The sequence below is a fragment of the Streptomyces sp. NPDC016677 genome, assembly GCF_055562815.1.
In genome coordinates, this window is record NZ_JBVHEO010000001.1 from 890,285 (window position 1) to 917,093 (window position 26,809).

A 26,809-nucleotide genomic window follows, 5' to 3' on the forward strand; every position below is an offset into this window, starting at 1 on the left:
GCGCCCTTCCATACGCAAGGCGTCCCACGGGTGTTCAGCCGTCCCGGGAATCACGGTGCGGGAGCCCCGGTCACCGGCCCCGGTCGAGGTGGGCCAGCACCGCCAGGACCCGCCGGTTGTCGTCGTCGGAGACCTCCAGGCCGAGCTTGGCGAAGATGTTGGCGGTGTGCTTGGCGACCGCCCGCTCGGTGATCACCAGCTTGGCGGCGATCGCCGCGTTTGACCGCCCCTGCGCCATCAGCTCCAGCACCTCCCGCTCCCGGGGCGTCAGCCGGGCGAGCGGCCCCTCGTGCGCCGCGCGCCGGCTGAGCAACTGCTGGACGACCTGCGGATCCATCGCCGTACCGCCCCCGGCCACCCGCCGCACCGCGTCCGTGAACTGCGCCGCGTCGAACACCCGGTCCTTCAGCAGGTACCCGACCCCGCCGGTCCCGTCGGCCAGCAGCTCTCGCGCGTAGAGCTGCTCCACGTGCTGGGAGAGGACCAGCACCGGCAGTCCGGGCCGGGCGCGGCGGGCGGCCAGCGCGCACTGGAGCCCCTCGTCGGTGTGGGTGGGCGGCAGGCGTACGTCGACCACGGCGACGTCGGGGTCGAGTTCGGCCAGCGCCCGCGCCAGCTCGGGGCCGCTCTCGACGGCCGCCGCGATCTCGAAACCGTGGGCCTCCAGGAGCCGGACCAGTCCGTCGCGCAGCAGGAACAGGTCTTCGGCTAGGACAACGCGCAAGGCAGCTCCATGGTGACCAGGGTGGGGCCGCCCGCGGGGGAGCTGACGGCCAGGACACCGTCGAAGGTACCGAGCCGCCGTTCCACCCCGGTCAGGCCGGTTCCCGGGCCGGCCACCGCGCCGCCCCTGCCGTTGTCGGTGACGGTCATCCGCAGGAAGCCGTCGGTGTGGTGCAGGTCGACCCAGACGCGGTCGGCGCCGGAGTGCTTCACCGCGTTGGTGAGGACCTCGCTCACGGCGAAGTACGCGGCCGACTCCACCGGCGCCTCGGCCCGCCCCGGCAGCTCCACGGTGACCTCGGTGGGGACCGGCAGCCGCAGCGCCAGGGCCCGTACGGCGTCGCCCAGGCCGCGTTCGGCGAGGACCGGCGGGTGGATGCCGCGCACCAGGTCGCGCAGTTCGTCGAGGGCGTCGGCGGAGGAGCGGCGGGCCCGCGCGAGCAGTTCCCTGGCCCGCTGCGGGTCGGTGTCGAGCAGGGCCTCGACGGTGCCCAGGTCCATGCCCATCGCGACCAGCCGGGCCTGGGCGCCGTCGTGCAGGTCCCGTTCGATGCGGCGCAGTTCGGCGGCGGAGGTGTCGACGGCGTCGCGCCGGGTCTCGGTCAGCACCCGGACCCGTTCGGCCAGCGCCTCCTGACCGGAGCCGAGGACGGCCCGGGTGAGCAGGAAGTGGCCGTGCAGCAGGCGCGCGGCGAAGAAGTGGCCGAGCAGCAGCAGGCCGAGGCCGAGGGCGGCGGCGCCGAGCGCGGAGGCCTGCCCGTCGACCGGCACGAATCCGTACCAGTACCCGTCGGGGAAGACCCGCCACAGCCCGGCCGCGATCGCGAACCCCTCCAGCGGGTAGAGGAGCAGCGCGGCCGGCAGCAGCGCGGTGACGAAGCCGGCCGTCATGTCCACCAGCAGCCACCACAGGTCCCGCCAGGTCGCCGGGTCGCCCAGCAGCGCGAAGGTGCGCGACCACGGGTTGCCGCCGGGCGGCAGCGGCCGGTAGGCGGGCGGGACGCGGACGCCGCCCCACTCGGCGGCGAGCACCCGCCGCCAGTTCGCGTACGTCCGTACTCCGGTCAGGACGTGGGGCGTCGTGACGAGGCCGACGCCGATCGGGACGAGCGCGAGGGACACGGCGGTCAGGACGAAGCACAGCACCGACCCGGGCAGTGCGACGAGCGCCAGCGCCAGTCCCCGCACGGCGGCCCGTCCGGCGCCGCGTGCGCCGCCGTGTCCCCCGGCCCGCCCGGTCGCCGGCTTGATGGTCATGTCGGTCGTCATACGGGCAGTCTGGCCGAGCCGGCGGCACCGGTCACTGGGCCGAGCCCCCGGCCGGAGGTGGTGTCAGGTACACCCCCGGCCGGAGAGGGTGGATCAACGCCCGTGCGGCGGCGTGTACTTGTAGCCGACGCGGCGCACGGTCCGGATGGCGTCGCGGTGTTCGGCGCCCAGCTTGCGGCGCAGCCGGGCGACATGGACGTCGACGGTGCGGCCGTCGCCCACGTGGCCGTACCCCCACACCGTGGAGACCAGCTGGTCCCGGGTGTGCACCCGGTGGGGGTGGGCGACGAAGTGGGCGAGCAGTTCGAACTCCAGGTAGGTCAGGTCGAGTTCGCGGCCGGCGACGGAGGCGGTGCGGTGCGCGGTGTCGATCCGCACCAGCGGGTCGGCGCCGGCGGTGTCCGGCTCCTGCTCCCGCGCCGCGGTGAACGGCGGCTGCCGGTCGGCCGGGACGAGCACCAGGTACCCGACCATCGGGGGCCGGCCCGGCAGGGCGGGCAGGGCGTGCGGCGGGGCGGGCAGCCAGGTGGCGCCGGGCGGCAGCAGGTCCGCGACGTCGATCGTCTCGTCCCGGTCGACGGCCCGCAGCCGGTACCGGGTGCCGTGCGGGACGGAAGCCGGGGAAGGGGAGGTGGTCGCCATGAGAAGTCAGCTCTTTCGCGCGAGGGTTCGTCGGGAAGAGCGACGGGCGCGGACCGGTGGCCGGGCGCGTCGCGGACGTACGCCGTGCGCGCTGGCCGGAGGCCGGGGTTACGGCTTCACGGGGCCGCGCGCGGGGAAGGCGCGACAACACACCCGGTCGAAGTCGTGATGCTGACGGGACGGCCAGAAGGGCTCGAGGTCGTGGCGACCCGGCGCGTGGTGCTTCTGGAGGCTGGCCATGTCTCCATTGAACCACCACAGGGGCGCCCACCGCGACGGTGGACGCCCCTGTGTGACGAGCGCGGCGGCGGTCAGACCTGGCCGGCCTTCTCCAGCGCCTCGCAGCAGGTGTCGACGAGGAGGCGGGTCACCACGTACGGGTCGACGTTGGCGTTGGGACGGCGGTCCTCGATGTAGCCCTTGCCGTCCTTCTCGACCTGCCACGGGATGCGGACCGAGGCGCCGCGGTCGGAGACGCCGTAGCTGTACTCGTTCCACGGGGCGGTCTCGTGCAGGCCGGTGAGGCGGTCGTCGATGCCGGCGCCGTAGTTCTTGACGTGGTCCAGCGGCTTGGAACCCTCGCCGAGCGACTCGGCGGCGGTGATGATCGCGTCGTAGCTCTCGCGCATCGCCTTGGTGGAGAAGTTGGTGTGCGCGCCGGCGCCGTTCCAGTCGCCCTTGACCGGCTTGGGGTCGAGGGTGGCGGCGATGTCGAAGTCCTCGGCGGTGCGGTAGAGCAGCCAGCGGGCCACCCACAGGTGGTCGGAGACCTCCAGCGGGGAGACCGGGCCGACCTGGAACTCCCACTGGCCGGGCATGACCTCGGCGTTGATGCCGGAGATGGCGAGCCCCGCCTTCAGGCAGTTCTCCAGGTGGGCCTCGACGACCTCGCGGCCGAAGATCTCGTCGGCGCCGACACCGCAGTAGTAGCCGCCCTGGGGGGCCGGGAAGCCGCCCTTGGGGAAGCCGAGCGGGTAGCCGTCCTTGAAGAAGGTGTACTCCTGCTCGATGCCGAAGATCGGCTCCTGCGCGGCGTAGCGCTCGGCGACCTCGGCCAGCGCGGCGCGGGTGTTGGTCGGGTGCGGGGCCAGGTCCGTGTCCAGGACCTCGCACAGGACGAGCACGTCGTCGCCGCCGCGGATCGGGTCGGGGCAGGTGAAGACCGGCTTGAGCACGCAGTCCGAGGAGTGGCCCTCGGCCTGGTTGGTGGAGGAACCGTCGAAGCCCCAGACCGGCAGGGCGTCCAGGCCGGCCGGGGCGCCCGTGATGATCTTCGTCTTGGAACGGAGCTTGGCCGTCGGCGCGGTGCCGTCGATCCAGATGTACTCGGCCTTGAAGGTCACGGGGACACATCCTTCGGGTGGGTCTGGGCGCACATGCGGGTGCTGGTGCTGTGGCGCTGCTGCACCGGAGCGCCGCGGGTGATGCCCCGCAGCTTGTCAACAGGCGGTTTCCCGGCCATTGCCCGTTTGTGAACCCCGTGTTACCCGGGGGTGGTGTGGCCGGATTCGCGGTGTGAGGGGTCCCCGGGGGGTGAGGCCGGGCGGACGGGGTGGCCGGAGCGGTGCGGGGGAGCGGTGCCGGGGGCGGGGGTGGGGGCGGTGCTCGTATGCGACGTGCGGGGTGCGACGCTCGGGGGTGCGGGGTGCGGGGCGGGTGGGGGTGTGGGTGGGGGTGCGGGTGCGGGCGGCGACGGTCCCTCACCGGCCTGACGGTCCCTCGCCGGCCCGATGGTTCCTCGTGCCGGCCCGACGGCCCGGTGCCCGTGGAGGCCTGACCGTGCGGGGCGGCGGCCACTGGCGTCTAGCGGGACAGCGCGTCCCGGACCGCCTCGTCGGTGCGGGCGACGAGCGCCGTGCCGTCGTCCGCGGTGATGATCGGCCGCTGGATCAGCTTCGGGTGCTCGGCGAGCGCCGCGATCCAGCGCTCGCGCGCATCGGCGTCCCGGGGCCACTCCTTGAGCCCGAGTGCCTTGGCGGCCGCCTCCTGGGTGCGCGTGATGTCCCACGGTTCGAGTCCGAGGCCGGCGAGGACGTCGCGGATCTCGTCCGCGCTCGGTACGTCCTCCAGGTAACGGCGGACGGTGTAGTCGGCCCCCTCGGCGTCGAGCACACTGATCGCGCTGCGGCACTTCGAGCAGGCGGGATTGATCCAGATCTCCATGCCGACACGGTAGCCCGCAGACCCCCCGAACCCGTTGAGCCCCACCGGCCCCGCACCCCCGAAACCCCTGCTGGCCAGGGGGTTTTGTCAGTGCCCGGCGGTAGAATGGAAGCAGTGTTCGAGGGAATCGCACGGGGGCGCCGAGGCCCCCGCGCGGCCCCGACCGCGACAGGAGGATGCCCGTGCCCGCTGCCGCACTGAAGCCCGAGTTCCTGCCCACCCAGTCCACCGCGAAGCGCTCCGTGCCGCTCGAACTGCCCTGCGCCCCGGTGCAGAAGCGCCCGCTCCCGGCGGGCCGCCCGCGCGAGTGGTACGTCACGCACAACCGCCGGCTCAAGGCGATGCGGCTCGCCATCGCCCTGCTCGACTCCGGCGTCTACCTGCCCGACCAGGCCCGCGACGAGAAGATCCGCACCACGGCGCGGCTGATCGGCGTCCACCCGCCGTCGGCCACCACGTGCCGCATGGTGCGCGCGTTCATGCGCCACAACCGCTGAACCCGGTACCGGCGCCGGGCGCCCCGCTCCACGGGGCGTCCGGCGCTGAGGCAGTATTGGGCGCGTGAGGGCGTCTCCCTCGTCGCGAGTCATCGCGAAGTCGGCGTGAAGTCCTCGCGGCCCGGCGCCACTTGTGCCGGCGGGCCGCCCGGTCGCACCCCGCCGCAGCAGAAAGGTACGACGGTTGACTGAGGAGAGGACGGTGCCGGTTCCGCCGTCCTGGATGACGCCGTCCGGCCGGTACGGCCGCGCCGTCGCCCGGGCCTGCGACATCGCCATGGCGCTGGTGGTCCTGGTGGCGGCGGGGTACTACAGCGGCGAGTACGACCTGGTCCTGGGCTCGCTGATGGCACTGCCCCTGCTGGCCCGCAGGCGGTACCCGGCCACGGTGCTGGCGGTCGTCCTGGCGCTGAGCGCCGTCCAGTTCGTCCTGCACGGCCGGCCCGAGTACCCGCTGACGTCGGCGCCCGCCTCGTACGACGTGGCCGTGCTGTTCGCCATGCTGTCGGTCGTCCACCACTCCCGGACCGTCTGGATGCCGTATCTCGCGGGCGGCCTGGTGCTGCTGGCCCCGGTGGTCGAGATGGTGGGGATACCGCCCCTCGGGATCGAGCCGCGCGCCGATCTCCAGTCGCTCCTGATCTACTGGGGACTGACGCTGACGGTCTGGCTCACGGCCTTCGCCCTCCAGACGCGGCGCCTCTACGCCGAGAGCCAGGCGGACCGCGCCCTGCACATCCAGCGGGAACAGGAACAGCGCGTCCGGCTGGCGGCGGCCCGGGAGCGGGCCGACATCGCCCGTGAGCTGCACGACGTGGTGGCGCACAGCCTGGCCGTGATGATCCTCCAGGCCGACGGCGCCGAGTCCGTGCTGCGCAAGTCGCCGGACATGGCCCAGTCCGCGCTGAGGACGATCGCCGCCACCGGCCGGGACGCCATCGACGACATGCACCGCATCGTCCGGGTGCTGCGCGAGGGCAACCAGGACTCCGCCGACACTGGCCCGCCACGGCGCCTGGTCACCCTCGACGAGATCAAGGTCGTCGCCGAACGGGCACAGGCCGCCGGGCTGACCGTGGACGTGTCGGTCGAGGTCGGCGAGGGACGGCTGGCACCGGCGGAGGAGATGACGGCCTTCCGCATCGTCCAGGAGTGCCTCACGAACGTGCTCCGCCACGCCGGGGCCGGGGCCGGCGTCGACATCAGGCTCCACGAGGAGCAGGGCACCCTGCTGATCAGCGTCGTCGACGACGGAGCGGGCACCCTCGCCGGCCGCGGCGTCGGGGGCTCCGGAGGCAACGGCCTGGTGGGGATGCGGGAGCGGGTGGAACTCGCCGGGGGCACCTTCGAGGCCGGCCCCCGGCTCGGCAGCGGATGGCACGTACGTGCCTCGATTCCGACAAGGACGAAGTGATGACGCAGGCGGACAGAGCGATCAGGGTGGCCGTGGTGGACGACCAGCCGCTGATCCGGGCCGGGTTCTCCATGGTGCTGGCCGGTCAGGACGACATAGAGGTCGTCGGGGAGGCGGAGAACGGGGCCCAGGCCCTCGACCTGCTGCGCGAGGTGGAGGCGGACGTCGTCATCATGGACATCCGCATGCCCGTCATGGACGGCATCCAGGCCACCGAACAGCTGATGCGGAGGGACGATCCGCCCGGGGTGCTGGTGCTGACCACCTTCGACAACGACGAGGACGCCTTCGCGGCGCTGCGCGCCGGAGCCGGCGGTTTCCTGCTGAAGAACGCCCCCGCCCCGGAGGTCGTCAACGCCATCCGGGTCCTGGCCGCGGGGGAGTCGGTGGTGGCGCCCCGCATCACCCGGCTGCTCCTCGACCGGGTCTCGGACCGGCTGGCACCGGCGAACGAACAGGCCGAACGGCTGGACGTGCTCACCGCGCGCGAACGGGACGTGCTCACCCTGGTCGCCCGCGGGCTGTCCAACGCCGAGATCGCGTCGGACCTGTACGTCGCGGAGGCCACGGTGAAGACGCACCTGGGCAACCTCATGGCCAAACTGCACCTGCGGGACCGCGCCCAGGCCGTCGCGTTCGCCTATCAGTCCGGGCTGGTCAGTCCCTCCCCCTGAGGGCGCCTTCCCCTGAGGGCGCCTCTCCCTGGGGGCGCCTCCCCCCGAGGGTGCAGAAACGTCCCCGGGGTCTGCCCCCGGGGGTGCAGGGACCGCCCCGACCGGTGGGCCAGATCCGCCGCCTCCGATCTCGGATTCGTGGCCGATGTCCGGCGGGCCGCCGAACTCCAGACTTCTTCATGTCGCCGAACGCGGCCGAGAAGACGCCCACTGGAGGACCCGATGACCACCACGCCCGCCCCCGCCCCCGCCGCCAAGAACGACCGCGAGGACAACCGCAAGCGCAACCGCCTGATCATCGGCGCCGCCACCGCCGTGATCGCCGCGGCCCTGGTCGCCGGGGCCGCCTACTGGTGGCAGGATCACGACAAGCTCAGCCAGGCCTCCGCCGAGGACTGCAAGCTGGCGCAGCGCATCATCACCGAGGCCGAACAGATCTCCACCGGGTCCGCGGCGGACGCGCAGAAGTGGTGGGAGCAGACCGGCGACGAGCGCCGCGCCCAGATGGAGGACGGCTACCTCGGAGCCAAGATCTCCAACGTCGAGGGGCACGCGCTCGAAACCGCGAAGAACCCCTCCGCGGCGCCGTCCGCCAAGGAGCTGAAGAAGCTCCAGGAAGAGGCGCAGGGACACTGCTCGGCCTCCGGCGTCACCCTGTCCGTGCCGCGGCTCGGCTCCTGACCCGGATCGCGAGAACCGTCCTCATGGCTGTCCACACCGTCACCCCCGGCGACCCACCGGACGACGTCATCACCGCCACGGCCCTGGTGAAGACCTACCGTCAGGGCACCGCCGCGGTACGGGCCCTCGACGGGGTGTCCGTCGCCGTCCAGCGCGCCCGGTTCACCGCCGTCGTCGGCCCCTCCGGGTCGGGGAAGTCGACGCTGATGCACTGCGTCGCCGGACTCGACACCGTCACCTCCGGCCGCATCGTCCTGGACGGAACGGAGATCACCGGGCTGTCCGACCGGCAGCTGACCCGGGTGCGGCGGGAGCGGATCGGATTCGTCTTCCAGTCGTTCAACCTGCTGCCGCAGCTGACCGCCTACGAGAACATCGTGCTGCCCGTCACCATGTCCGGCGGACGCCCGGACCGCGCCCTGGTGGACCACCTCTGCGAAGTCCTCGGCATCGCCCACCGGCTGGCGCACCGCCCGTCCGAACTGTCCGGGGGCCAGCAGCAGCGGGTCGCCGTGGCCCGGGCGCTGGTGGCCCGGCCGGCGGTGGTCTTCGCCGACGAACCCACCGGCAACCTCGACTCCCGGACCGGCGCCGAAGTCCTCACCATGCTGCGCCAGTCCGTCGACGACCTGGGCCAGACGGTCGTGATGGTCACCCACGACCCCTCGGCCGCGCAGTACGCGGACCGGGTGCTGACCCTCGCGGACGGACGTGTCCAAGGCGACGAGCACACCGCCCCCTCCCGGCGGGTCGCCGCCCTCGCCACCGACGTCATGCGGAGGCGGCGATGAGGGGCCCGTGGCGCGCGACCGTCCTGGGCTCCCAGGTGGCGGAACTGCTGCGGCGGCCCGGACGGTTCGCGGCGACCGGACTGTCGCTGCTGATCGCGGCCTTCGTCGTCTTCGGCGCCGTCACGGCCCAGCAGATCATCACCGCGACCGTCGTCGACAGGTTCCGCGGCACGCCCGAGGCGGTGTCGCTGGTGGTCACGCCCGGCGACGGCGGCGAGGACATCGGCGAGGCCGGGCTCCGCGCGATCCGCGGGACACCCGGGGTCGCCGAGGCCGTCGGCCGGCTCGACGGCGGCGCCCCGCTGGACGGCAGCGCCGTCGAACGCTACCTCGAACTGTCCGCGGACCCGGGCACCGGCGCCCTGTCGGGCGTACGGCTGACCGAGGGCGCGTACCCCTCCGGGCCCGGCCGGCTCGCCGTCGACACCGAGGCCGCGCGGGCCTACGACCTCGCCCCCGGATCGTCGCTGACCCTGCTCCAGCCCGCGTCCGACGGCGAGGGCACCCGACGGGTGACGGTCGAGGTCAGCGGCATCGTCCGCGGTACGACCACGACCGCGGCGGGGCCCACCGGTTACGCCCCCGGTCCCCGACTCCAGGAACTGCTCGGGGTGTCGGGCTACTCCCGCATCGACGTCCGCACCGACCCCGCGTCGTCCTCCGCGTCCGCGGACCCGGCCGGGCGGATCCGGCAGGCGGTGCCCGGCGCGCTGGTGCGGTCCGGGGACGAGGTACGGGAGGAGGAGGCCGACGCGGCGGTGGCGGACGCGAAGGACATCCTGGAGCTGGTCACCGTCTTCCTCGGCGTCGCCGTAGGCGCGGCCGTGCTCGTCGCCACCTCCACCTTCCGCATCGTCTTCACCCGGCGCGTACGCCAGTTGGCACTGCTGCGCGCCATCGGGGCCACCCCACGACGGCTCGCCGCCGCGCTCGTCGTCGAGGGGGCGGTGGTCGGCCTGCTGGCCGGCGCGGCCGGTGTGCTGGCGGCCTGGGGCTGCGGACAGCTCGTCCCCCCGGTCGCCGGACGGTTCGGGCACGACCTGTCCGCCCCCTCGGGGATGCCGCTGACGGAGGCCGTCCTCACCGTGCTCGGCACCGGTGTGCTGGCGGTCCTCGCGGTCCTGGCCCCGTCGCTGAGCGCTTCCCGGGTCTCCCCGCTGCAGGCCCTGCGCAGCGCCGCGTCGGAACAGGGCGCCGCGGGCGGCACCGTCCGGACCCTGCTGGGCCTGCTGTGCGCGGCGGGCGCCGCGCTGCTGGCCTGGCAGCAGTACGACGGGCTGCCCCAGCCGGGCGACGCGGAGTACGACCGCTTCACGGCGCTGACCGGCGTCGTCCTCTCGGGCGCCCTGGCCTTCCTGGCGCTGATCGCCCTCGGCCCCGTACTGGTCCGGCCGGTGCTGGCGGCCGTCGCCGTGCCCCTGCGCCGCACCGGCGCGGCCGGCCGGCTCGCGGTCGCGGGCGTCGGGGGAGCGCCGGGCCGGGCCGCCTCGGTCTCGGTCGTGGTCGCCCTCGGCGTCTGCCTGGTCGGCTCGACCCTGACCTGCCTCGCCTCCCTGAACGCCTACGAGCGCTACCGGCAGGCCGTGGAGTCCCCCGCCGACTTCCACCTGTACCCGAGGGACGCCGGGACCCTGGACCGGTCGCTCGCCGCCGACCTGGCCGCCCACCCCGAACTGGCCGGCGTGACCGCGTTCCGCACGGCGGAGGCCGTCGAGGACTCCCGCGGCGTCACCGTCTCCGACCTCGACCTCGGCGCCGTACGCTCCGGTGTGGGCCTGAGTGCCCGCACCGGCTCCCTCGGCCGCCTCGCGCCCGCCCACGTCGTCGTGGACGCCGACCACGCCCACCGGCTCGGCGTCCGGGCGGGCGACCGGGTCACGCTGGAGTTCGAGGGCCGCCCCGTCCGGCTCACCGTGGCGGCGACACTGCCCGGAGCCGGCCCCTACGGCGGGAACTTCTTCGTCCCCGCCGCGGATCTCACCCGGATGGGAGCGGACCCCGCGCCCACCACCGTCACCGCCGACGCCGCGGAGGACAGCGCCGAGGGGCGGATACGCGCCCAGCGGGCCATCACCGACACCCTGACCGGCCCTGAGCGCGGCGACGGCCGGGTCATCGCCGAGGACTCGGGCGCGGTGGCCGGGCAGTCGGACGACCTGCGGACGATGGCCACCACGGTGATCATGGTCCTGGGCCTGACCGTCCTGGTCGCGGTCGTGGGCGTCGCGACCACGGCGAGCCTCACCGTCGTCGAGCGCAAGCGGGAGTTCGGACTGCTGCGGGCCCTGGGGCTCGGCGGCGCGGCCGTGCACCGCATGGTCACGGTGGAATGCGCGCTCTACGGCGTCCTGGGCGGGGTCCTCGGACTTGCGCTCGGCGTGCCGTACTCCTGGCTGGTGGTCCGGGTCGCCGAGACGAGCGCCCCGTTCAGCCTCCCCGCGGGAGAACTCGCGGCGGTCTTCACCACGCTCGTCCTGGTGACCGCCGCCGCGGGAACGCTGCCCGCCCTCCGCGCCTCCCGGACCTCACCGACGGTCGCCGTCGCCCAGGCCGAGTAGCGGCCAGGACGACGGCCCCGGCGGTCGTGGCAGCTCAGTACGGCGCGCGGAAGTTGGCGTAACCGAGCAGCAGGATGACCGCGGCCACACAGCCGAGCACCACGGCGGTCGACACCCACGAGGAGCCGCGGCCCCGCGCCGGCTCCGGATCCGCCCGGAAGGGGACCGGTCCGGGCGGGTTCTCCTTCCAGCGCGCGGCGAGCATCCGGGCCCGCGCGGACGGCTCCTTGTGCGGCGCGTCATCCGCCCACCTCAGGTCGAACTCCCGCTCCTCATCGGCCTGTCCGGACATCGCGGATGCCCCTCCCCGTCTTCCGTTCGAACAACCGCGCCAGTAAACCAGGAAAGCCGACTTCCCGTGTACACACCAGCGACCCGGTCACCAGGCGGGGGTGACCGCCGCCTGGCCGCCCCAGGACTCCTGCCGGTTCCCCGTGGCGCTCTCCCACCACCAGTGCGAGAGGGTCCCGTCGGCCGCGGTCCCGTACACGTGCTGTACGTCGCCGACCACGTGCGCCACCGGATCGGAGCGGACCGTCCCCGTCAGTACCGCGTACCGCACGCTGTAGGAGGGGTCCCACCACCAGTGGGCCAGGGTGTCGTCGGCGGTCCGGGCGAAGACGTGCTGCTGGGAGCCGTGGGCGAAGGCGATCGGACGGCCGCCGAGCGGCACGGGCGTGGACCAGGTCTGCCGCTTCACCACCTGGGTGCCGGCGTCCCACCACCAGTGCGTCAGGGCGCCGTCCGCGTCCGCCGCGAAGACGTGCTGCTGCCCGTTGTGGACGAACGCCGTCGGCGTGCCCCGCGCGCTGCCCTCCCAGGACTCGTGCCGCACCCCGGGGCCCTTCGTCCACCACCAGTGGTGGAGCTTCCCGTCGGCCCCGGCCGCCCACACGTGCTGCTGGCCGCCGTACGTCACCGCCACGGGGTCCCCGGCCAGGGAACCGGCCGCCGCCCAGGTCTGCCGGCGCAGCTCGCCGCTGGCCGCGTCGTAGAAGTGGTGCAGCAGCCGGCCGTCGGTCGCCCGCACGAAGGCGTGCTGCTGACCGGCGGTGACCAGGGCCGCGGGCGTCCCGGCCACCGTGCCGGCCGGCAGCCAGGTCTCCTGGACCACGCTGCTCGTGGCGCTGTCCCAGAAGCGGTGCTGGAGGCTGCCGTCGGTGCCCCGGGCCAGGACGTGCTGCTGGTCGCCGTAGGGGAAGGCCACCGTCTCCCCGGCGACGCCGGTGCCCCAGGTGCCGCGCTTGACCGTGCCGTCGGCCTCCTCGAACCAGTGGCCGAGGCCGCCGGCGGGGGTCGGGGCGAACAGGTGGAGCTGGCTGGGCGAGGTGGTGGGCAGCGCCCCGGTGTACTGGTTGCCGGTCAGGGACCGGGCGTCATCCGGCTGGTCCAGGTCCGCCTCGGTGAAGGGCGCCCACTTGATGAACTCGTGCTGTGCGGTGTTCCCGCCCTCGTAGAGGATGCCGTACCGCCCGTCCGACAGCTCGACCATGTCGGAGTAGGCGGAGATGCCGTCCGTCACCAGCGCCCCCTGCTCGGGGGTCTGCCAGGTGAGACCGCCGTCGAAGGAGGAGCGGATGGTCAGGTTCTCGCGGGCGCCGGTGTCGGTGGGCGCGGCCAGCAGCACCCGGTCGTAGCCGTCCTCGTCCTCGGCGCGGACGGCCAGGGTGGAGGCCTGTACGCCGACGGAGGGCAGCGGCAGGGGTTCCAGCGGGGCGAAGTCCGTCTCGAACGTCAGGCCCTGGTCCCGGGAGACGGCGTAGGCCGCCCGGACCGTGTCGGTGCCCTCCTCGTTGCGGGCCGTGGCGACCAGGCTGCCGTCGGAGCGTTCGAAGACGCTCAGCTCCTGGACGCCCAGCTCGGGCTCGGCACCGTGCGAGGAGGCGCCCGCCTGCCAGGTGACGCCCCCGTCGTCGCTGTAGATCAGGGCGCCGCCCAGCGGGTCGACCTTGGTCCTGCCGGGGGCGAGCCGGACGGTCAGGCCGGCCACCATGCGCCCGGCCTCGGCGCCGCGGGTCAGCGTGATGCCGTGCGAGGGGCCGGTGCCCAGCTGCCCCTGCCCGAGCGTCCCCCACTCCGGCTTCCACACGGAGGCGGTGATCTCCTTCGCCGGCGCCCAGCTCGCGCCGTCGTCCGTGCTCGTCCGCACGTAGGCGCGCCGGTAGTTCTCGGTGTAGAGCAGGACGACGTCACCGTCGGCGGGGTCCACGATCGGGGTGGCGTTGTGCGGGAAGGCGAGGCGGCCCGACTCCTGTCTGCTGCCGGTCACCACCGACAGCGCGCTCCAGGTCGCGCCGGCGTCGGCGGACCGCTTCAGGACGATGTCCATCCGGCCGCTGTCACCGCAGTCGTCGTCCCGCGCCTCGGCGAAGGCGAGCAGCGTGCCGTCCTGCGCCCGGACCACCGAGGGCGCCCGGAAGCAGGAGTACCCCGACTCGCCCGAGACGAAGACGGTGCTGTGGCCTGTCGGCACGTCCCCGGCCGGCACCAGGCCGACGGGCGCCGGCACCGCGCGCGGGACCTCGCCGGTCACGGCCCCCGCTCCCAGGAGCACCGCCACCACCGCGAGCAGGGCTGCCAGGACCGTGCCCGCCCCCCTGGCCGCGCGTCTCCCCGTGCCGCCCGTGGACGTCGAGCCGTCGGACATCCGAGCCCCCCAGGATCGAAGTCGGCGGCCGCTCCCCGCGGACCGCACCCACTGATCATGCTCCGCCCCGGCCGTCGGCGCGCTGAACGGGGACCGGCGCCGGGAATCACCTTTGGTGGCGAACAGGTGAACGATCAGCCGGGGCCGGGGCGCCGGGCGGCCCGGGAACGCGGCAGGGCCGCCCCGGACGGGGCGGCCCTGCGCTGCGCTGACGAAGACGCGTCGATCACACGTCGAAGTAGAGCTCGAACTCGTGCGGGTGCGGACGCAGCTGGAGCGGGGCGATCTCGGTGGTGCGCTTGAGGTCGATCCACGTCTCGATCAGGTCGGAGGTGAAGACGTCGCCCTGGAGGAGGAACTCGTGGTCGGCCTCCAGGCGGTCCAGGACCGCGCCCAGCGAGGTCGGGACCTGCGCCACGCTCGCGTGCTCCTCGGGAGCCAGCTCGTAGAGGTCCTTGTCGATCGGCTCGGCCGGCTCGATCTTGTTCTTGATGCCGTCCAGGCCCGCGAGCAGCAGCGCGGAGAAGGCCAGGTACGGGTTGCCGGAGGAGTCGGGCGCGCGGAACTCGACGCGCTTGGCCTTCGGGTTGGAGCCGGTGATCGGGATGCGCATCGCGGCGGAGCGGTTGCGCTGCGAGTACACCAGGTTGATCGGCGCCTCGAAGCCCGGTACCAGGCGGTGGTACGAGTTCACCGTCGGGTTGGTGAAGGCCAGCAGCGACGGGGCGTGCTTGAGGATGCCGCCGATGTAGTAGCGGGCCATGTCGGAGAGGCCGGCGTAGCCCTGCTCGTCGTAGAACAGCGGGTCGCCGTTGCTCCACAGCGACTGGTGGACGTGCATGCCCGAGCCGTTGTCGCCGAAGATCGGCTTCGGCATGAAGGTCGCCGTCTTGCCGTTCTTCCAGGCCACGTTCTTCACGATGTACTTGAAGAGCTGGAGGTCGTCGGCGGCGGCGAGCAGCGTGTTGAACTTGTAGTTGATCTCGGCCTGACCGGCGGTGCCCACCTCGTGGTGCTGGCGCTCCAGCTGCAGGCCGGACCGCTCCAGCTCCAGGGAGATCTCGGCGCGCAGGTCGGCGAAGTGGTCGACCGGCGGGACCGGGAAGTAGCCGCCCTTGTAGCGGACCTTGTAACCCCGGTTGTTCTCCACCGCGCCGGTGTTCCAGGCGCCGGCCTCGGAGTCGATGTGGTAGAAGGACTCGTTCGCGCCGGTGGCGAAGCGGACGGAGTCGAACACGTAGAACTCGGCCTCGGGGCCGAAGAACGCGGTGTCGGCGATGCCGGTGGAGGCGAGGTAGGCCTCGGCCTTCTTCGCCACGTTGCGCGGGTCGCGGGAGTACTGCTCGCCCGTGATCGGGTCGTGGATGAAGAAGTTGATGTTGACCGTCTTGTCCCGGCGGAACGGATCGACCCGCGCGGTGGACAGGTCGGCGCGGAGCGCCATGTCGGACTCGTGGATGGCCTGGAAGCCGCGGATCGAGGAGCCGTCGAAGGCCAGCTCCTCGGCCGGGTCGAAGGCCGAGGCCGGGATCGTGAAGTGCTGCATCACACCCGGCAGGTCGCAGAAACGGACATCGACGAACTTGACGTCCTCGTCCGCGATGAACTTCTTGGCCTCGTCGGCGTTCTGGAACATCCAGCTCCTCCTACTCCCGACCGTCCCGCCGGGGTGGTAGATCGTTCGTGCGGCCAGTGCGGGTGGCACACGCTGTCCACGACCCTAGGGACGGGTGATTTCTCGGGCGTGACCCATTTGTTTCGCAGAAGTTAACCGGCTCCGTTCCAGGCTAGTCCCGTCCCACCCCGCCCGGTACCGGTCCAGAACGCGCGCAGTACCGTGTATCCGTGGACAAGAGGCAAGCAATCGGATCGTGGCTGTCCGGGCCCCGCGCGGCCATGGAGGAGGCGGGTGCCGACTTCGGTCACCGCGGCAAGGAGCTGGGCCTCCCCGAGGAGGGGCCGGGTTCGATCGCCGGTCCCGGCAGGCGGCTCGGCGCGCTGGCCGTCGACTGGGCCCTGTGCCTGCTGATCGCATACGGCCTGATCACCGACGGCTATGGGCAGGCGACCTCCAACTGGGCGCTGCTCATCTTCTTCGTCCTGAGCGTCCTGACCGTCGGCACCCTCGGCTTCACCCCGGGCAAGCGCCTCTTCGGCCTGCGCGTCGTCGAGCTGGGCACCGGCCGGGTCAGCCCGCCGCGCGCCCTGCTCCGCTCGGTGCTGCTGTGCGTGGCGATCCCCGCGCTGATCTGGGACCGCGACGGCCGCGGCCTGCACGACCGGCTGGCGCGCACGGTCGAGGTCCGGATCTGAGGACCGCGTACGCAGACGTGAGTGGGGGCGCCCGGAAACTCTCCGGGCGCCCCCACTCACGTCTGCGCGGAGCGCGTGTCTAGCGCGGGCCCTTCGGCATCCGCATCCCCTTGGGCATCGGGCCCTTGGGCAGCGGCATGTTGCTCATCAGGTCGCCCAGGGCGCGCAGCCGGTCGTTGGTCACGGTGACCTGCGGACCGGTCAGGACGCGCGGCAGCTTGAGCATGGTCGTGCGCAGCTTCTTCAGCGGCACCTGGCCCTCGCCGTCGCCCACGATCAGGTCGTGCACGGGAACGTCGGCGACGATCCGGTTCATCTTCTTCTTCTCGGCGGCCAGCAGGGACTTCACCCGGTTCGGGTTGCCCTCCGCCACCAGCACGATGCCGGCCTTGCCGACCGCGCGGTGCACCACGTCCTGGTTGCGGTTCATCGCCACCGCCGGGGTCGTCGTCCAGCCCCGGCCGACGTTGTCCAGTACCGCCGCGGCGGCGCCCGGCTGGCCCTCCATCTGCCCGAAGGCCGCCCGCTCGGCCCGGCGCCCGAACACGATCGCCGTCGCGAGGAAGGCGAGCAGCAGGCCCAGGATGCCGAGATAGATGGGGTGACCGATCAGGAAACCGATCGCGAGGAAGACACCGAAGACGATGATTCCGACAGCCGCGAGTACAAGACCGATCTTCTTGTCGGCCCTGCGGGTCATCTTGTAGGTCAGAGCGATCTGCTTCAGTCGCCCGGGGTTCGCGGCGTCCGCCGCGTTGTCCTTCCTCGCCATGCACCGAAGTCTACGTGTCCCCGGCAGCGCCGACGAAGGCAGTCTCCGCGGGGGAGCCCCGCGGCGGGTGTCAGAGGCGGACGGAGGCGCTCTGGCCGGCCTGGGCGGCCTGGCCGAGAACGCGCTCGGCCTCGACGCGGTCCTTGGCGCGGCGGCGGTCCTCCAGGACGGATGTCCAGGCGTTGCGGCGGGCGGTGCGCTGGCCACCGCTCATCAGCAGCGACTCGACGGCGCGCAGGGCAGTGGTGAGCGACGGGATGGCGGTGGCGCGGACGGGCGCGGCCTGCATCTGGAGGTCCCCCCTCGGGACGGCGGTGGATGGCGGTGCGGGGTGTTGGGCAAGGCTGTACGTGGCGTGAGTCCAGCGTCACTGATTGGTGTTACCAGGGCGTGACCCGCCGGTCAAACACCCATGAAGCCCCGGAGTCGGGGGCCGGAACGCCGACGCGGCCCCGACCGTGGCCCTCATCTGCGAGGACGGCCGGGACCGCGTCGAACTGGCCATTACCGGTCAGTAGCTTCTTGTGCTTGAATTCACACGGCCTGCGCGGCGACGAAGGAACCGCGCTTCTCGACCGCCATCTGGTACAGCCGCCCGGCCCGGTACGAGGAGCGCACCAGCGGGCCCGACATGACGCCGGAGAAGCCGATCTGCTCGGCCTCCTCCTTCAGCTCCACGAACTCGTGCGGCTTGACCCAGCGCTCGACCGGGTGGTGGCGCACGGAGGGCCGCAGGTACTGCGTGATGGTCACCAGCTCGCAGCCCGCCTCGTGCAGCTGCTTCAGCGCCTCGCTGACCTCCTCGCGGGTCTCGCCCATGCCGAGGATCAGGTTGGACTTGGTCACCAGGCCGAAGTCGCGGGCCTCGGTGATGACCTTCAGGGAGCGCTCGTAGCGGAAGCCGGGGCGGATGCGCTTGAAGATGCGCGGGACCGTCTCGACGTTGTGCGCGAAGACCTCGGGGCGGGAGGCGAAGACCTCGGCGAGCTGCTCGGGCACCGCGTTGAAGTCGGGGGCCAGCAGCTCGACCTTGGTACGGCCCTCCGCGCGCTCGGCGGTCTGCTGGTGGATCTGGCGCACCGTCTCGGCGTACAGCCAGGCGCCGCCGTCCGCCAGGTCGTCGCGGGCGACGCCGGTGATGGTGGCGTAGTTCAGGTCCATGGTGACCACGGACTCGCCGACGCGGCGCGGCTCGTCGCGGTCGAGCGCCTCGGGCCTGCCGGTGTCGATCTGGCAGAAGTCGCAGCGCCGGGTGCACTGGTCGCCGCCGATGAGGAAGGTCGCCTCGCGGTCCTCCCAGCACTCGTAGATGTTGGGACAGCCGGCTTCCTGGCAGACGGTGTGCAGGCCCTCGCCCTTCACCAGGTTCTGCATCTTCGTGTACTCGGGGCCCATTTTCGCCCGGGTCTTGATCCACTCGGGCTTGCGCTCGATGGGGGTCTGGCTGTTGCGGACCTCCAGGCGCAGCATCTTGCGTCCGTCGGGTGCGACTGCGGACACGACCGGCTCCCTAGCGTTGATTCTTCGGCGTCTTCAGGGTACGCCCGTGTTTTCGAAAGCCCGTCCCCTGTCTCAGGCGGCCGGTGTCTTCTCGATCACGCGCGGCTTGAGTTCCGCGTTCTCCAGTACGTCCCGCAGGTGCCGCTCCACGACCGGCAGCACCTCCTCGATCGTGACGTCCCGGCCCAGCTCGTTCGCCAGGGAGGCGACGCCGGCGTCCCGGATGCCGCACGGGATGATCTTGTCGAACCACTTGTTGTCGGGCTGCACGTTGAGCGCGAACCCGTGCATGGTGACGCCCTTGGCGACCCGGATGCCGATCGCGGCGATCTTCCGGTCCTCGCGGCGCTGCCCGGCGTTGGAGGGCGCGTACTCCGGGCCGTTGAGCCGGGGGTCGAACTCCTCGTCGGTCAGCCGGGGGTCGAAGTCGAGCGAGAGCCCGCCGAGCGACGGGCGCTGTTCGGCAGGGTCCTTGGCGTCGCCGAGGACCCAGACCCCGCTGCGGCCCTCGACCCGGGTGGTCTCCAGGCCGAACTCGGCGCAGGTGCGGATCAGCGCCTCCTCCAGCCGCCGTACGTGCGCGACGACGTCCACCGGGCGCGGGAGCTTCTGGATCGGGTAGCCCACCAGCTGGCCGGGGCCGTGCCAGGTGATCTTGCCGCCGCGGTCCACGTCGATGACCGGGGTGCCGTCGAGGGGGCGCTCGTTGTCAGCCGTGCGCCGGCCGGCCGTGTAGACCGGCGGGTGCTCAAGGAGCAGCACGGTGTCCGGGACCTCGTCGGCGAACCGCGCCGCGTGCACCCGGCGCTGCTCGTCCCACGCCTCCTGGTACTCGACCGCCTCCGCACCGAACCCCATACGGACGAACCGCAACCCACTCACGGCAAGCGCCTCCCTGGACGTAGTAAGGCACGACTGGTGCCCACGCCACTGTACGTCCGCCCCTTGGGGTGCCGACGGGGGACCGGGACCGTCAGCCGGACGGCCGATCCTCACACGATCGGATGAATAGATGGGGAAGAGTGCGATGGGGTGCTTACTCTCCGCTACATTCGCGCCGTTCACGAGGCCATAAGGGCTGCTCACAGGCAATCCGGGCACTTCGCACGCCCCGGAAGGCAGGAGACCGCACCGCACCATGACGGAACGACCCGCGCAGCGCACCCCCAACCGCCAGCTCGCCGCGCTCATCGCCGAAGCCGGCTTCTCCAACGCGGGTCTCGCGCGTCGCGTCGACCAGCTCGGCCTCGAACACGGACTGGACCTCAGATACGACAAGACGTCCGTCACCCGATGGCTGCGCGGCCAGCAGCCCCGAGGCACCACCCCCGCACTGATCGCCGAGGTCTTCACCCGGCGTCTGGGCCGCCGGCTCACCGCCCAGGACCTCGGCCTGGACGCGTGCGCACCCGTCTACGCGGGCCTGGAGTTCGCCGCGACCCCCGAGGAGGCCGTCGACATCGTCAGCGGCCTGTGGCGCAAGGACTCCGGCAGCCATGCCGAACTCCGCAAGATCGCGTTCACCCCGGCGGGCCTCGTCGTGCCCAGCCGGGACTGGCTGATCGGCCGCGCCGACGACAAGGTGGCCCGCGCCGAGCCGCCGGTCCGCATCCCCGCCCAGGGCCGCCCGGCGGTCCCCGGCATCCCGGCCCAGCTGGAGGCCGGGGGCCGGCGCCGCTCCCCGGTCGACCGCGGCCCCGGACTGCGGGTCGGCGCCGGCGACCTGGCCGCGCTGCGCTCGGTGGGCGAACTCTTCCGCAGCCTGGACGAGCGCTACGGCGGCGGCCACGCCCGGCAGGCCCTGGTCCGCTACCTCGAACACGAACTGGAGCCGATGCTGCGCGGCAGCTACGGCGAGCAGACCGGCCGCCGCCTGTTCGCCGCCGCCGCCGACCTCACCCGGCTGGCCGGCTGGACCTCGTACGACATCGCGGCGCACGGGCTCGCGCAGCGCTACTTCGTGCAGGCCCTGCGGCTCGCGCAGGCGGCCGGGGACCGGCCCTACGGGTCCTACGTGCTGGCCACCATGAGCCGGCAGGCCGTCTACCTCGGGCACGGGCGCGAGGCGGTGCAGCTCGCCCGCGTCGCCCAGCAGGGCGTCGGCAGCACCGCGCCGCCCGTGGTGCAGGCGCTGCTGCACGTCTGCGAGGCGCGCGGGTACGGGGTGCTCGGCGAGGTACGGGCCTGCACCGCGGCCCTGGTGCGGGCCGAACGGGCCATGGAGGCCGCCCGGCCCGGCGACGAGGTGCCGCACTGGGCGCGGTTCTTCGACGAGGCGCAGCTCGCCGACGAGCTGGCCCACTGCCACCGGGACCTCCAGCAGTTCAGGGTCGCCGCGCAGCAGGCCGAGCGGTCCCTGCAACTGCGGCCCGCGGCGCAGGCCCGCAGCCGGCTGTTCTGCCGGGTGGTGCTGGCCACCGCCCGGCTGGGCCTCGGCGAGCTGGACGCGGCGTGCCAGCTGGGGGCCGAGGCGGCCGGGCAGGCGGCGGAGATGCGGTCGGTGCGGGCGGTGGAGTACGTGCGGGAGTTCGAGCGGAGGCTGGAGCCGTACCGAGACGCGGCGCCGGTCCGGGGGTATCGGGACAAGGTCGCGGCCTTGGGGTAGCCCCCTGGGATGTCCGGCCGGGTGCGGTGCCACCGGGGTCGTTCGCGCCCGCGCGGCGGAGCCGCGTGTCGATACAGCCCCGCGCCCCCTTCGGGGCGCGGTCCGTCACGCCGCCCGGGGAGTGGGGCCGGGGTCCGCCCGGTGCAGGGAGCCCTTCGTCCCCAGGTCCGCCAGGACGGCCGTCGCCGCCCGGTGGGCCGAGCGGAGGGCGCCCTGGACGGTGCCGGCGTCGCGGTGGTCGCCGCAGACGTACAGGCCCGCCAGCAGGCGTACCGGGCGGCGCGGGTCGTGCGGCGGGCGCATGGCCGGCACCGCCTCGGGCGTGTGGTGCACCGCCAGGGTCTCCCAGCGCGCGGTCGAGGTGCCGTAGAGGCGGGACAGATGGGCGCGTACGGCGGTGTCGACGTCGGGCGGGGGCGGGCCGAGCACGGTGGACGACACCAGGGCGCGGCCGGCCGGGGCGCGGGACGGGTCCACCTCGCTGACCACGGCCGTGTGGGCGACCGGGCCGCCCCGGTCGGCGTCGAGCAGCAGGGCCGTGCCGGTCGCCGGGGGCTCGTCGGTGGTGTGGTGCACCACCGTCACCGGGTGGAAGTCCGGGACCCGCAACCCCGGCAGCAGCTCGGCGGCGGCCCGGGCGTCGGTGGCCAGCAGCACCGCCCGGCAGCGCAGGACACCGTGCGCGGCGGTGGTCACCGCGTTGGTGGCGATCGAGGTGACCCGTACGCCGGTGCGCACGGTGCCCGGCGGCAGCGCCCCGGCCAGCAGGGCCGGCAGGGCCTCGGCGCCGCCCTCCGGCAGCCCCAGCCGGCCGGTCGCGAAGGCGCGCAGCGCCAGGTCGGCGCACCGGCTGGAGGTGGTCAGCTCCGGGTCGCACAGCAGCGCGGCGAGCAGCGGACGCAGGAAACCGTCGATGGTGCGGGCGGGCAGCCCGCGGACGGCGAGCGCCTGCCGCGCGGGCAGCTCCGGGCGGGCCAGCAGCCGTTCGACCGGCGTGGTCGCCAGCCGGGTGAGCGCGGCGGTCAGCCGGGCCTGGTCGACGGCGGTGCCCAGCGGGGACCCGGCCCGCACCCGGCGCGCCACCGCCTGCCGCCCGGCCGCCCGGGGGAAGGCCCCGGTCCGGCCGGCGCCCGGCACCGGCCCACGCGCCCCCGGCACCGGCCGCGGAGCGCTCGCCAGAGCGCGCACGGCGTGCAATGCGCCCCGTGCGCCCCCGGAGCCGTAGGGGGCGCTCACGCGGTGGTGCAGACCTTCGCTGTGGACCAGGGCCCCCGGTGCGAAGGGCCGCAGCACGAGCCCGTCCAGGCCGGGGACGAGCCTCAGTTCGGGGCCGGACGCCGACAGCGACTGCCCGATCCGGTCGAGCCGGAAACCGTCGACCTTCTCGGTCGCCATCCGGCCGCCCGTCACGGGGGCCGCCTCCAGGACCACGGTCGACACTCCCTGGCTGGTCAGCCGGTGTGCCGCCGCGAGTCCGGCGACCCCGGCCCCCACGACGACGACGTCCGCCTGGTACGCGGGCTCAAGCACGTGCCCCTCCTCGCGATCGCGCGGCAACTGGAGGCGGCTGGGCCCCCAACTGGCCTTCGGATTACCCGAGTTCAGATCGAGACTAGGGCCGCGTCCGGCCGGTGACAGTCGCACGGAGCCAGGGCACGGTCGCACGCAGGTCGCACGCGGCCGGGTCCGCTCGGTCCCGGCCGTCGCCCGGCGCGCCGCCGCGACGGGTCACAGGGCCGCGCGGATCGCCCCGTCGATCTCCGGGAACGCGAACCGGAAGCCCGACTCCAGCAGCCGCCCCGGCACGACCCGCGCGCTGCCCAGCACGTCCCCGGCCATCTCGCCGAGCACCGTGCGCAGCACCGGAGCGGGGACCGCGAAGAGGGTGGGCCGGCGCAGCACCCGGCCCATCGCCTCGGTGATCTCCCCGTTGGTGCGCGGCCGCGGGGCGGTCAGGTTGAACGGGCCGGACAGGTCCTCGCGGGCCAGCAGATGGCGGATCGCGGCCACCTCGTCGTGCAGCGCGATGAACGACCAGTACTGCCGCCCGTCGCCCAGGCGCCCGCCGAGTCCCGCCTTGAACAGCGGGAACAGCCGCCCCCAGGCCCCGCCGCCGCGCGCGACGACCAGCCCGGTACGGGTGAACACCGTCCGTACCCCGGCCTCCCGGGCGGGCGCGGCGGCGGCCTCCCACTCGACGCACACGCCGGGCAGGAAGCCCTCGCCCGCGGGGGCGCTCTCGTCCACCGCCCGCTCCCCGGTCTCCCCGTAGAGACCGATCGCGCTGCCGTTCACGAAGACCCCCGGCGGCCGGTCCAGGGAGGCGACGGCGCGGGCCAGCGCCGCCGTACCGTGGACCCGGCTGTCGCGGATCCGCGCCTTGTACGCCGCCGTCCAGCGCCGGTCGCCCACGCCGGCCCCGGCCAGGTTGACCACGGCGTCGCAGCCGGCCAGCCCGGCCGTGTCCACCCGGCCGCGCTCGGGGTCCCAGCGGACCTCGCCCGGCCCCCGGGGCGCGTGCCGCACCAGGCGCACCACCTTGTGCCCGTCCGCCGTCAGGGACCGCGCCAGCGCGCTGCCGATCAGACCGGACGCGCCGGCCACCGCGATGCGGGAAGGTTCCATGGGAACATCCTGCCGCCACCGGGGAATCAGCGCCTCGGGGGCCGCCGGCGCCGCGCCGTAGAGTGACCGCCATGCCCGAAGCGCCGCACATACGATCCGCCCGGTCCGACGACGAAGAGGCGCTGCGCCTGCTCGACCGGGAGACCTGGTCCCCGCTGCACGCGGTCTCGCCCCGCCCGGAGCCGGACGCCCCCTTCTTCCGGGAGCACGCGGGCCCCGACGCCCACCTCGTCGCCGAACTCGACGGCCGCGTCGTCGGCTACCTCCGCCTCGGGCACCCCACCCCGCTCGCCTCCAACCGGCACGTCCGCGCGGTCCACGGCCTCGCCGTCGCCGAGGCGGCCCGCGGCCACGGCATCGGCCGCCTCCTGCTGCGCGCCGCCGCCGAGGAGGCCCGCCGCGAGGGCGCCCGCCGCCTCACCCTGCGCGTCCTCGGCCCCAACACGCCCGCCCGCAGGCTCTACGAGTCCGAGGGCTTCGTCGTCGAAGGGGTACAGCCCGAGGAGTTCCTCCTGGACGGCGCGTACGTCGACGACGTGCTGATGGGCAAGTCCCTGCGCTGAGCCTGTGGCGCCGGGCTACGACGTCACCGGCGCCCCCGTGTCCACGGCCGCCGTGGCCGTCGCCGCGCGCCGTGCCTCGCCGGAGACCTCGGCCGCCGTCAGCACGTACCCGGTGGCGGCGTCGGAGGTGGAGCGGGCGAAGACCACGCCGTACACCCGGCCCTCGGTGGTCAGCAGCGGCCCGCCGGAGTTGCCCGGACGGACCGTGGAGCGTATCGAGTAGATCTCGCGGGTGACCTCGGCGTCGCTGTAGATGTTCTGGCCCGTGGCCCGCACGCGGCCCGCCACCGTCGCCGCCCGCAGGTCCAGAGCGCCGTCCTGCGGGTACCCGGCGACCACCGCCGCGTCACCGCGCCCGGCCTCGTCGTCGAACCGCAGGGCGGGCGCGTCCAGCTCCGGCACGTACAGCACCGCCACGTCCTTGTCGGGGTCGAACAGCACCACCCGCGCCTCGTACGTCCGTCCGACGCCGCCCACCCGCACGCCCGGGGCGTCCATGCCGGCCACCACATGGGCGTTGGTCATCACATGCCGGTCGGTGTACACGAAGCCGCTGCCCTCACGGCCCTGGGCGCCGGCCACGCCCTCGATCTTCACCGTGCTCAGCTTGGCGGCGTTGGTGGCCGCCGCCGTGACGCTGTCCCCGGAGGGCTCGGCGACCTGGGCGGTCGACTCGTTCTCGAAGGGGTTGAAGACCTGCGGGAACCCCGCCTCGGTCAGCGCCGAGGTGGCCCGCGAGAACCACGCCGGGGTGGTCTCCGGCATCGCCCGCTGCACCGCGCCCAGCACCGCCGAGTCCCGGATCGCCGAGGTGAGCAGCGGCGTCGGCGACGCGGCCAGCACGCTCGCCGCCACCCACGCCACGATCAGCGCCGCCGCCGAGTTGGCCACCGCCCCGCCCACCCCGTCGGCGACCCTGAGCGGCCCGGCGTCCAGCTCCCGCCGCAGCCGCAGCGCGAGCCGCCCCGCCAGCTCGTGCCCCACCGCCGCCGGGACCAGCACCGTCAGCACGGCGGTCACCGTCGCCGTCGTCGTCCCCGGTGTCACCAGCTCCATCACCCAGGGCAGGATCCACACGCCGACGACGGCACCGCCGACGAACCCGGCCAGCGAGACACAGCCCGCCACCAGCCCGCGCCGGTACCCGGAGGCCGCGTACGCCAGCACCAGCAGTGCCAGCACGATGTCGAGCAGATCCACACGAGCCGCCTTCCTCTCGGACCCTGGCACCCCTCGGTACGTGCCGGAAGGGCCCGGCGATCAGCCGGTGCCGCACCCGCGGCCGGTATCCGGCCACACGTGCGGCTACCCGGGGAAACGCCGCGGACCGGGACGATGGTTCCACCGGGTGGCACAACGCACGTCGCGGGCGGGTCACGACGGGCGGACAGTGGATGACATGCGTGTGCTGCGAGGGCTCCGGGAGGCCGTGAGACGGCGCGCGGGACGCATCCCGCACCCCTTTCCGCTCCGCATCCCGGTCCGTGTCCGGCTTCGCGTCCCACTCCGCGTCCCACTCCACGTCCCGGCCCGCGTCCCGGTCCCCGTCCTGCTGCTCGGCTGTCTGCCCGTCCTCGCCGCCGTCGTCGGGCTGGCCCTGTTCCTGACCGGCACCGACCGGCCGGCCGGGCCGCACGCCCGCGCCACCGCCCGGCCGGAGAGCCGGTACTCCGCGCCCCGGCCGCACATCGTCCCCCGCTCGTCCTGGCTGGGCGACGCCGCCCGCCGGCAGCCGCCCCCGCGCTACGACGACCAGGTCGTCGCCGTCTTCGTCCACCACACCGACAGCCCCAACGGCTACGACTGCGCCGACACGCCCCGCATCCTGCGCGACATCTACACCGGCCAGACCAGCGCCCGGGAGTGGGACGACCTCGGCTACAACTTCGTCGTCGACCGCTGCGGCACCGTCTACGAGGGCCGCGCCGGCGGCGTCGACCGGGCCGTGACCGGCGCCCACACCCAGGGCTTCAACCACCGCACCACCGGCATCGCCGCCCTCGGCACCTACACCGAGGGCGTGCCGGTGCCCCGCGCGCTGACCGACGCGATCGCCGCGCTGGCCGCCTGGAAACTGGGCCCCGCCGGCACCGACCCGCGCGACCGGGTCCGCCTGGTCTCCAGCAACGGCCTCAGCCGGTACGCCGCCGGCACCACCGCCGCGCTGCCCGCCGTCGCCGGGCACGACGACGGCTACCAGACCAGCTGCCCCGGCGCCGCCCTCACCGCCCGGCTCCCCGGGATCCGGGAACGCGCGGCCCGGCTCCAGGGCCGCCCCGCGGCTCACAGGACGGCCACAGCGGCCGCGCAGGCTCCTCAGAGCCGGGGCTCCTACGGTCGGTGACACAAGCCGACCGGAGGTGGGGACCACG

25 protein-coding genes are annotated in these 26,809 nt (G+C 73.8%); 10 read left to right on the forward strand and 15 right to left on the reverse strand.

Going from position 1 to position 26,809, the window contains the following annotated elements; all coding sequences use genetic code 11:
• Positions 1 to 70 precede the first annotated feature (70 nt).
• The 5 genes from ACZ3IG_RS03900 to ACZ3IG_RS03920 form a co-directional block, all read right to left on the reverse strand.
• Positions 71 to 724: a LuxR C-terminal-related transcriptional regulator gene (locus ACZ3IG_RS03900; protein ID WP_467428697.1), complete on the reverse strand. Its 654-nt coding sequence runs from the start codon at positions 722 to 724 to the stop codon at positions 71 to 73.
• Entirely contained in the window at positions 709 to 1,992 is a 1,284-nt protein-coding gene (locus tag ACZ3IG_RS03905) for a sensor histidine kinase (RefSeq protein WP_467428699.1), read from the reverse strand. Before ACZ3IG_RS03905 ends, ACZ3IG_RS03900 begins: the two co-directional genes overlap by 16 nt.
• 93 nt (positions 1,993 to 2,085) lie before the next feature.
• Positions 2,086 to 2,634 (reverse strand): winged helix-turn-helix domain-containing protein, encoded by a 549-nt coding sequence (locus ACZ3IG_RS03910; protein WP_467428700.1) that lies wholly within the window; start codon positions 2,632 to 2,634, stop codon positions 2,086 to 2,088.
• Positions 2,635 to 2,945: 311 nt separating this feature from the next.
• Complete coding sequence (glnII, locus tag ACZ3IG_RS03915; RefSeq protein ID WP_467428703.1) at positions 2,946 to 3,977, reverse strand: glutamine synthetase; 1,032 nt, start codon at positions 3,975 to 3,977, stop codon at positions 2,946 to 2,948.
• A gap of 460 nt (positions 3,978 to 4,437) precedes the next feature.
• The gene (locus ACZ3IG_RS03920) at positions 4,438 to 4,797 is read right to left on the reverse strand and encodes an arsenate reductase family protein (protein ID WP_467428705.1); all 360 of its coding nucleotides are present in this window, start codon (positions 4,795 to 4,797) and stop codon (positions 4,438 to 4,440) included.
• Between the two features lie 182 nt (positions 4,798 to 4,979).
• On the opposite strand from ACZ3IG_RS03920, the gene ACZ3IG_RS03925 reads away from it, so the two are divergent.
• The 6 genes from ACZ3IG_RS03925 to ACZ3IG_RS03950 all read left to right on the forward strand — a co-directional run bounded on the left by ACZ3IG_RS03925 (position 4,980) and on the right by ACZ3IG_RS03950 (position 11,412).
• On the forward strand, positions 4,980 to 5,294 hold the full coding sequence (locus ACZ3IG_RS03925; RefSeq protein ID WP_467428707.1) for a hypothetical protein: 315 nt from the start codon (positions 4,980 to 4,982) through the stop codon (positions 5,292 to 5,294).
• A gap of 184 nt (positions 5,295 to 5,478) precedes the next feature.
• Complete coding sequence (locus tag ACZ3IG_RS03930; protein WP_467428710.1) at positions 5,479 to 6,708, forward strand: sensor histidine kinase; 1,230 nt, start codon at positions 5,479 to 5,481, stop codon at positions 6,706 to 6,708.
• Complete coding sequence (locus ACZ3IG_RS03935) at positions 6,708 to 7,382, forward strand: response regulator (protein WP_467428711.1); 675 nt, start codon at positions 6,708 to 6,710, stop codon at positions 7,380 to 7,382. Before ACZ3IG_RS03930 ends, ACZ3IG_RS03935 begins: the two co-directional genes overlap by 1 nt.
• Positions 7,383 to 7,604: 222 nt before the next feature.
• Positions 7,605 to 8,063 (forward strand): hypothetical protein, encoded by a 459-nt coding sequence (locus tag ACZ3IG_RS03940; protein ID WP_467428713.1) that lies wholly within the window; start codon positions 7,605 to 7,607, stop codon positions 8,061 to 8,063.
• 86 nt (positions 8,064 to 8,149) lie between these two features.
• Positions 8,150 to 8,854, forward strand: a complete 705-nt coding sequence (locus ACZ3IG_RS03945) for an ABC transporter ATP-binding protein (protein ID WP_467429188.1) — start codon at positions 8,150 to 8,152, stop codon at positions 8,852 to 8,854.
• Positions 8,851 to 11,412, forward strand: a complete 2,562-nt coding sequence (locus tag ACZ3IG_RS03950) for an ABC transporter permease (protein ID WP_467428714.1) — start codon at positions 8,851 to 8,853, stop codon at positions 11,410 to 11,412. Before ACZ3IG_RS03945 ends, ACZ3IG_RS03950 begins: the two co-directional genes overlap by 4 nt.
• 34 nt (positions 11,413 to 11,446) lie before the next feature.
• Here the strand turns inward: ACZ3IG_RS03950 and ACZ3IG_RS03955 are convergent, their stop codons facing one another.
• From ACZ3IG_RS03955 to glnA, 3 genes are all read right to left on the reverse strand, one after another.
• Positions 11,447 to 11,704 carry an SCO2583/SCO2584 N-terminal domain-containing protein gene (locus tag ACZ3IG_RS03955; protein ID WP_467428715.1) on the reverse strand — a complete coding sequence of 86 codons (258 nt, stop codon included), beginning with the start codon at positions 11,702 to 11,704 and terminating at the stop codon, positions 11,447 to 11,449.
• 87 nt (positions 11,705 to 11,791) lie between these two features.
• Positions 11,792 to 14,059: an exo-alpha-sialidase gene (locus tag ACZ3IG_RS03960; protein ID WP_467428718.1), complete on the reverse strand. Its 2,268-nt coding sequence runs from the start codon at positions 14,057 to 14,059 to the stop codon at positions 11,792 to 11,794.
• A gap of 226 nt (positions 14,060 to 14,285) precedes the next feature.
• Positions 14,286 to 15,695 (reverse strand): type I glutamate--ammonia ligase, encoded by a 1,410-nt coding sequence (glnA, locus tag ACZ3IG_RS03965; RefSeq protein WP_467428719.1) that lies wholly within the window; start codon positions 15,693 to 15,695, stop codon positions 14,286 to 14,288.
• 209 nt (positions 15,696 to 15,904) lie between these two features.
• Between glnA and ACZ3IG_RS03970 the strand changes: the two genes are divergently transcribed.
• Complete coding sequence (locus tag ACZ3IG_RS03970; RefSeq protein WP_467428720.1) at positions 15,905 to 16,372, forward strand: RDD family protein; 468 nt, start codon at positions 15,905 to 15,907, stop codon at positions 16,370 to 16,372.
• Positions 16,373 to 16,451: 79 nt separating this feature from the next.
• Here the strand turns inward: ACZ3IG_RS03970 and ACZ3IG_RS03975 are convergent, their stop codons facing one another.
• The 4 genes from ACZ3IG_RS03975 to lipB all read right to left on the reverse strand — a co-directional run bounded on the left by ACZ3IG_RS03975 (position 16,452) and on the right by lipB (position 19,526).
• Positions 16,452 to 17,144 carry a DUF4191 domain-containing protein gene (locus ACZ3IG_RS03975; protein WP_467428721.1) on the reverse strand — a complete coding sequence of 231 codons (693 nt, stop codon included), beginning with the start codon at positions 17,142 to 17,144 and terminating at the stop codon, positions 16,452 to 16,454.
• Between the two features lie 70 nt (positions 17,145 to 17,214).
• A complete protein-coding gene (locus tag ACZ3IG_RS03980; protein ID WP_467428723.1) occupies positions 17,215 to 17,433 on the reverse strand; it encodes an SCO2195 family GlnR-regulated protein in 219 nt (72 codons plus the stop codon).
• Between the two features lie 245 nt (positions 17,434 to 17,678).
• The gene (gene lipA, locus ACZ3IG_RS03985) at positions 17,679 to 18,644 is read right to left on the reverse strand and encodes a lipoyl synthase (RefSeq protein WP_467428725.1); all 966 of its coding nucleotides are present in this window, start codon (positions 18,642 to 18,644) and stop codon (positions 17,679 to 17,681) included.
• 72 nt (positions 18,645 to 18,716) lie between these two features.
• On the reverse strand, positions 18,717 to 19,526 hold the full coding sequence (gene lipB / locus ACZ3IG_RS03990; RefSeq protein WP_467428727.1) for a lipoyl(octanoyl) transferase LipB: 810 nt from the start codon (positions 19,524 to 19,526) through the stop codon (positions 18,717 to 18,719).
• A gap of 256 nt (positions 19,527 to 19,782) precedes the next feature.
• Between lipB and ACZ3IG_RS03995 the strand changes: the two genes are divergently transcribed.
• Positions 19,783 to 21,249, forward strand: a complete 1,467-nt coding sequence (locus ACZ3IG_RS03995; protein WP_467428729.1) for a regulator — start codon at positions 19,783 to 19,785, stop codon at positions 21,247 to 21,249.
• Between the two features lie 105 nt (positions 21,250 to 21,354).
• Here the strand turns inward: ACZ3IG_RS03995 and ACZ3IG_RS04000 are convergent, their stop codons facing one another.
• Entirely contained in the window at positions 21,355 to 22,779 is a 1,425-nt protein-coding gene (locus ACZ3IG_RS04000; protein WP_467428730.1) for an NAD(P)/FAD-dependent oxidoreductase, read from the reverse strand.
• Between the two features lie 198 nt (positions 22,780 to 22,977).
• Positions 22,978 to 23,874, reverse strand: a complete 897-nt coding sequence (locus ACZ3IG_RS04005) for a TIGR01777 family oxidoreductase (protein ID WP_467428731.1) — start codon at positions 23,872 to 23,874, stop codon at positions 22,978 to 22,980.
• 71 nt (positions 23,875 to 23,945) lie between these two features.
• On the opposite strand from ACZ3IG_RS04005, the gene ACZ3IG_RS04010 reads away from it, so the two are divergent.
• Positions 23,946 to 24,437: a GNAT family N-acetyltransferase gene (locus ACZ3IG_RS04010; RefSeq protein WP_467428733.1), complete on the forward strand. Its 492-nt coding sequence runs from the start codon at positions 23,946 to 23,948 to the stop codon at positions 24,435 to 24,437.
• 15 nt (positions 24,438 to 24,452) lie between these two features.
• Here ACZ3IG_RS04010 and ACZ3IG_RS04015 read toward each other — a convergent pair whose 3' ends face one another.
• Positions 24,453 to 25,637, reverse strand: coding sequence for a MarP family serine protease (locus ACZ3IG_RS04015; RefSeq protein ID WP_467428735.1), 1,185 nt, complete (start codon positions 25,635 to 25,637; stop codon positions 24,453 to 24,455).
• Between the two features lie 199 nt (positions 25,638 to 25,836).
• Here ACZ3IG_RS04015 and ACZ3IG_RS04020 point away from each other — a divergent pair, with 199 nt between their 5' ends.
• Positions 25,837 to 26,781 (forward strand): peptidoglycan recognition protein family protein, encoded by a 945-nt coding sequence (locus ACZ3IG_RS04020; RefSeq protein ID WP_467428736.1) that lies wholly within the window; start codon positions 25,837 to 25,839, stop codon positions 26,779 to 26,781.
• Positions 26,782 to 26,809 lie beyond the last annotated feature (28 nt).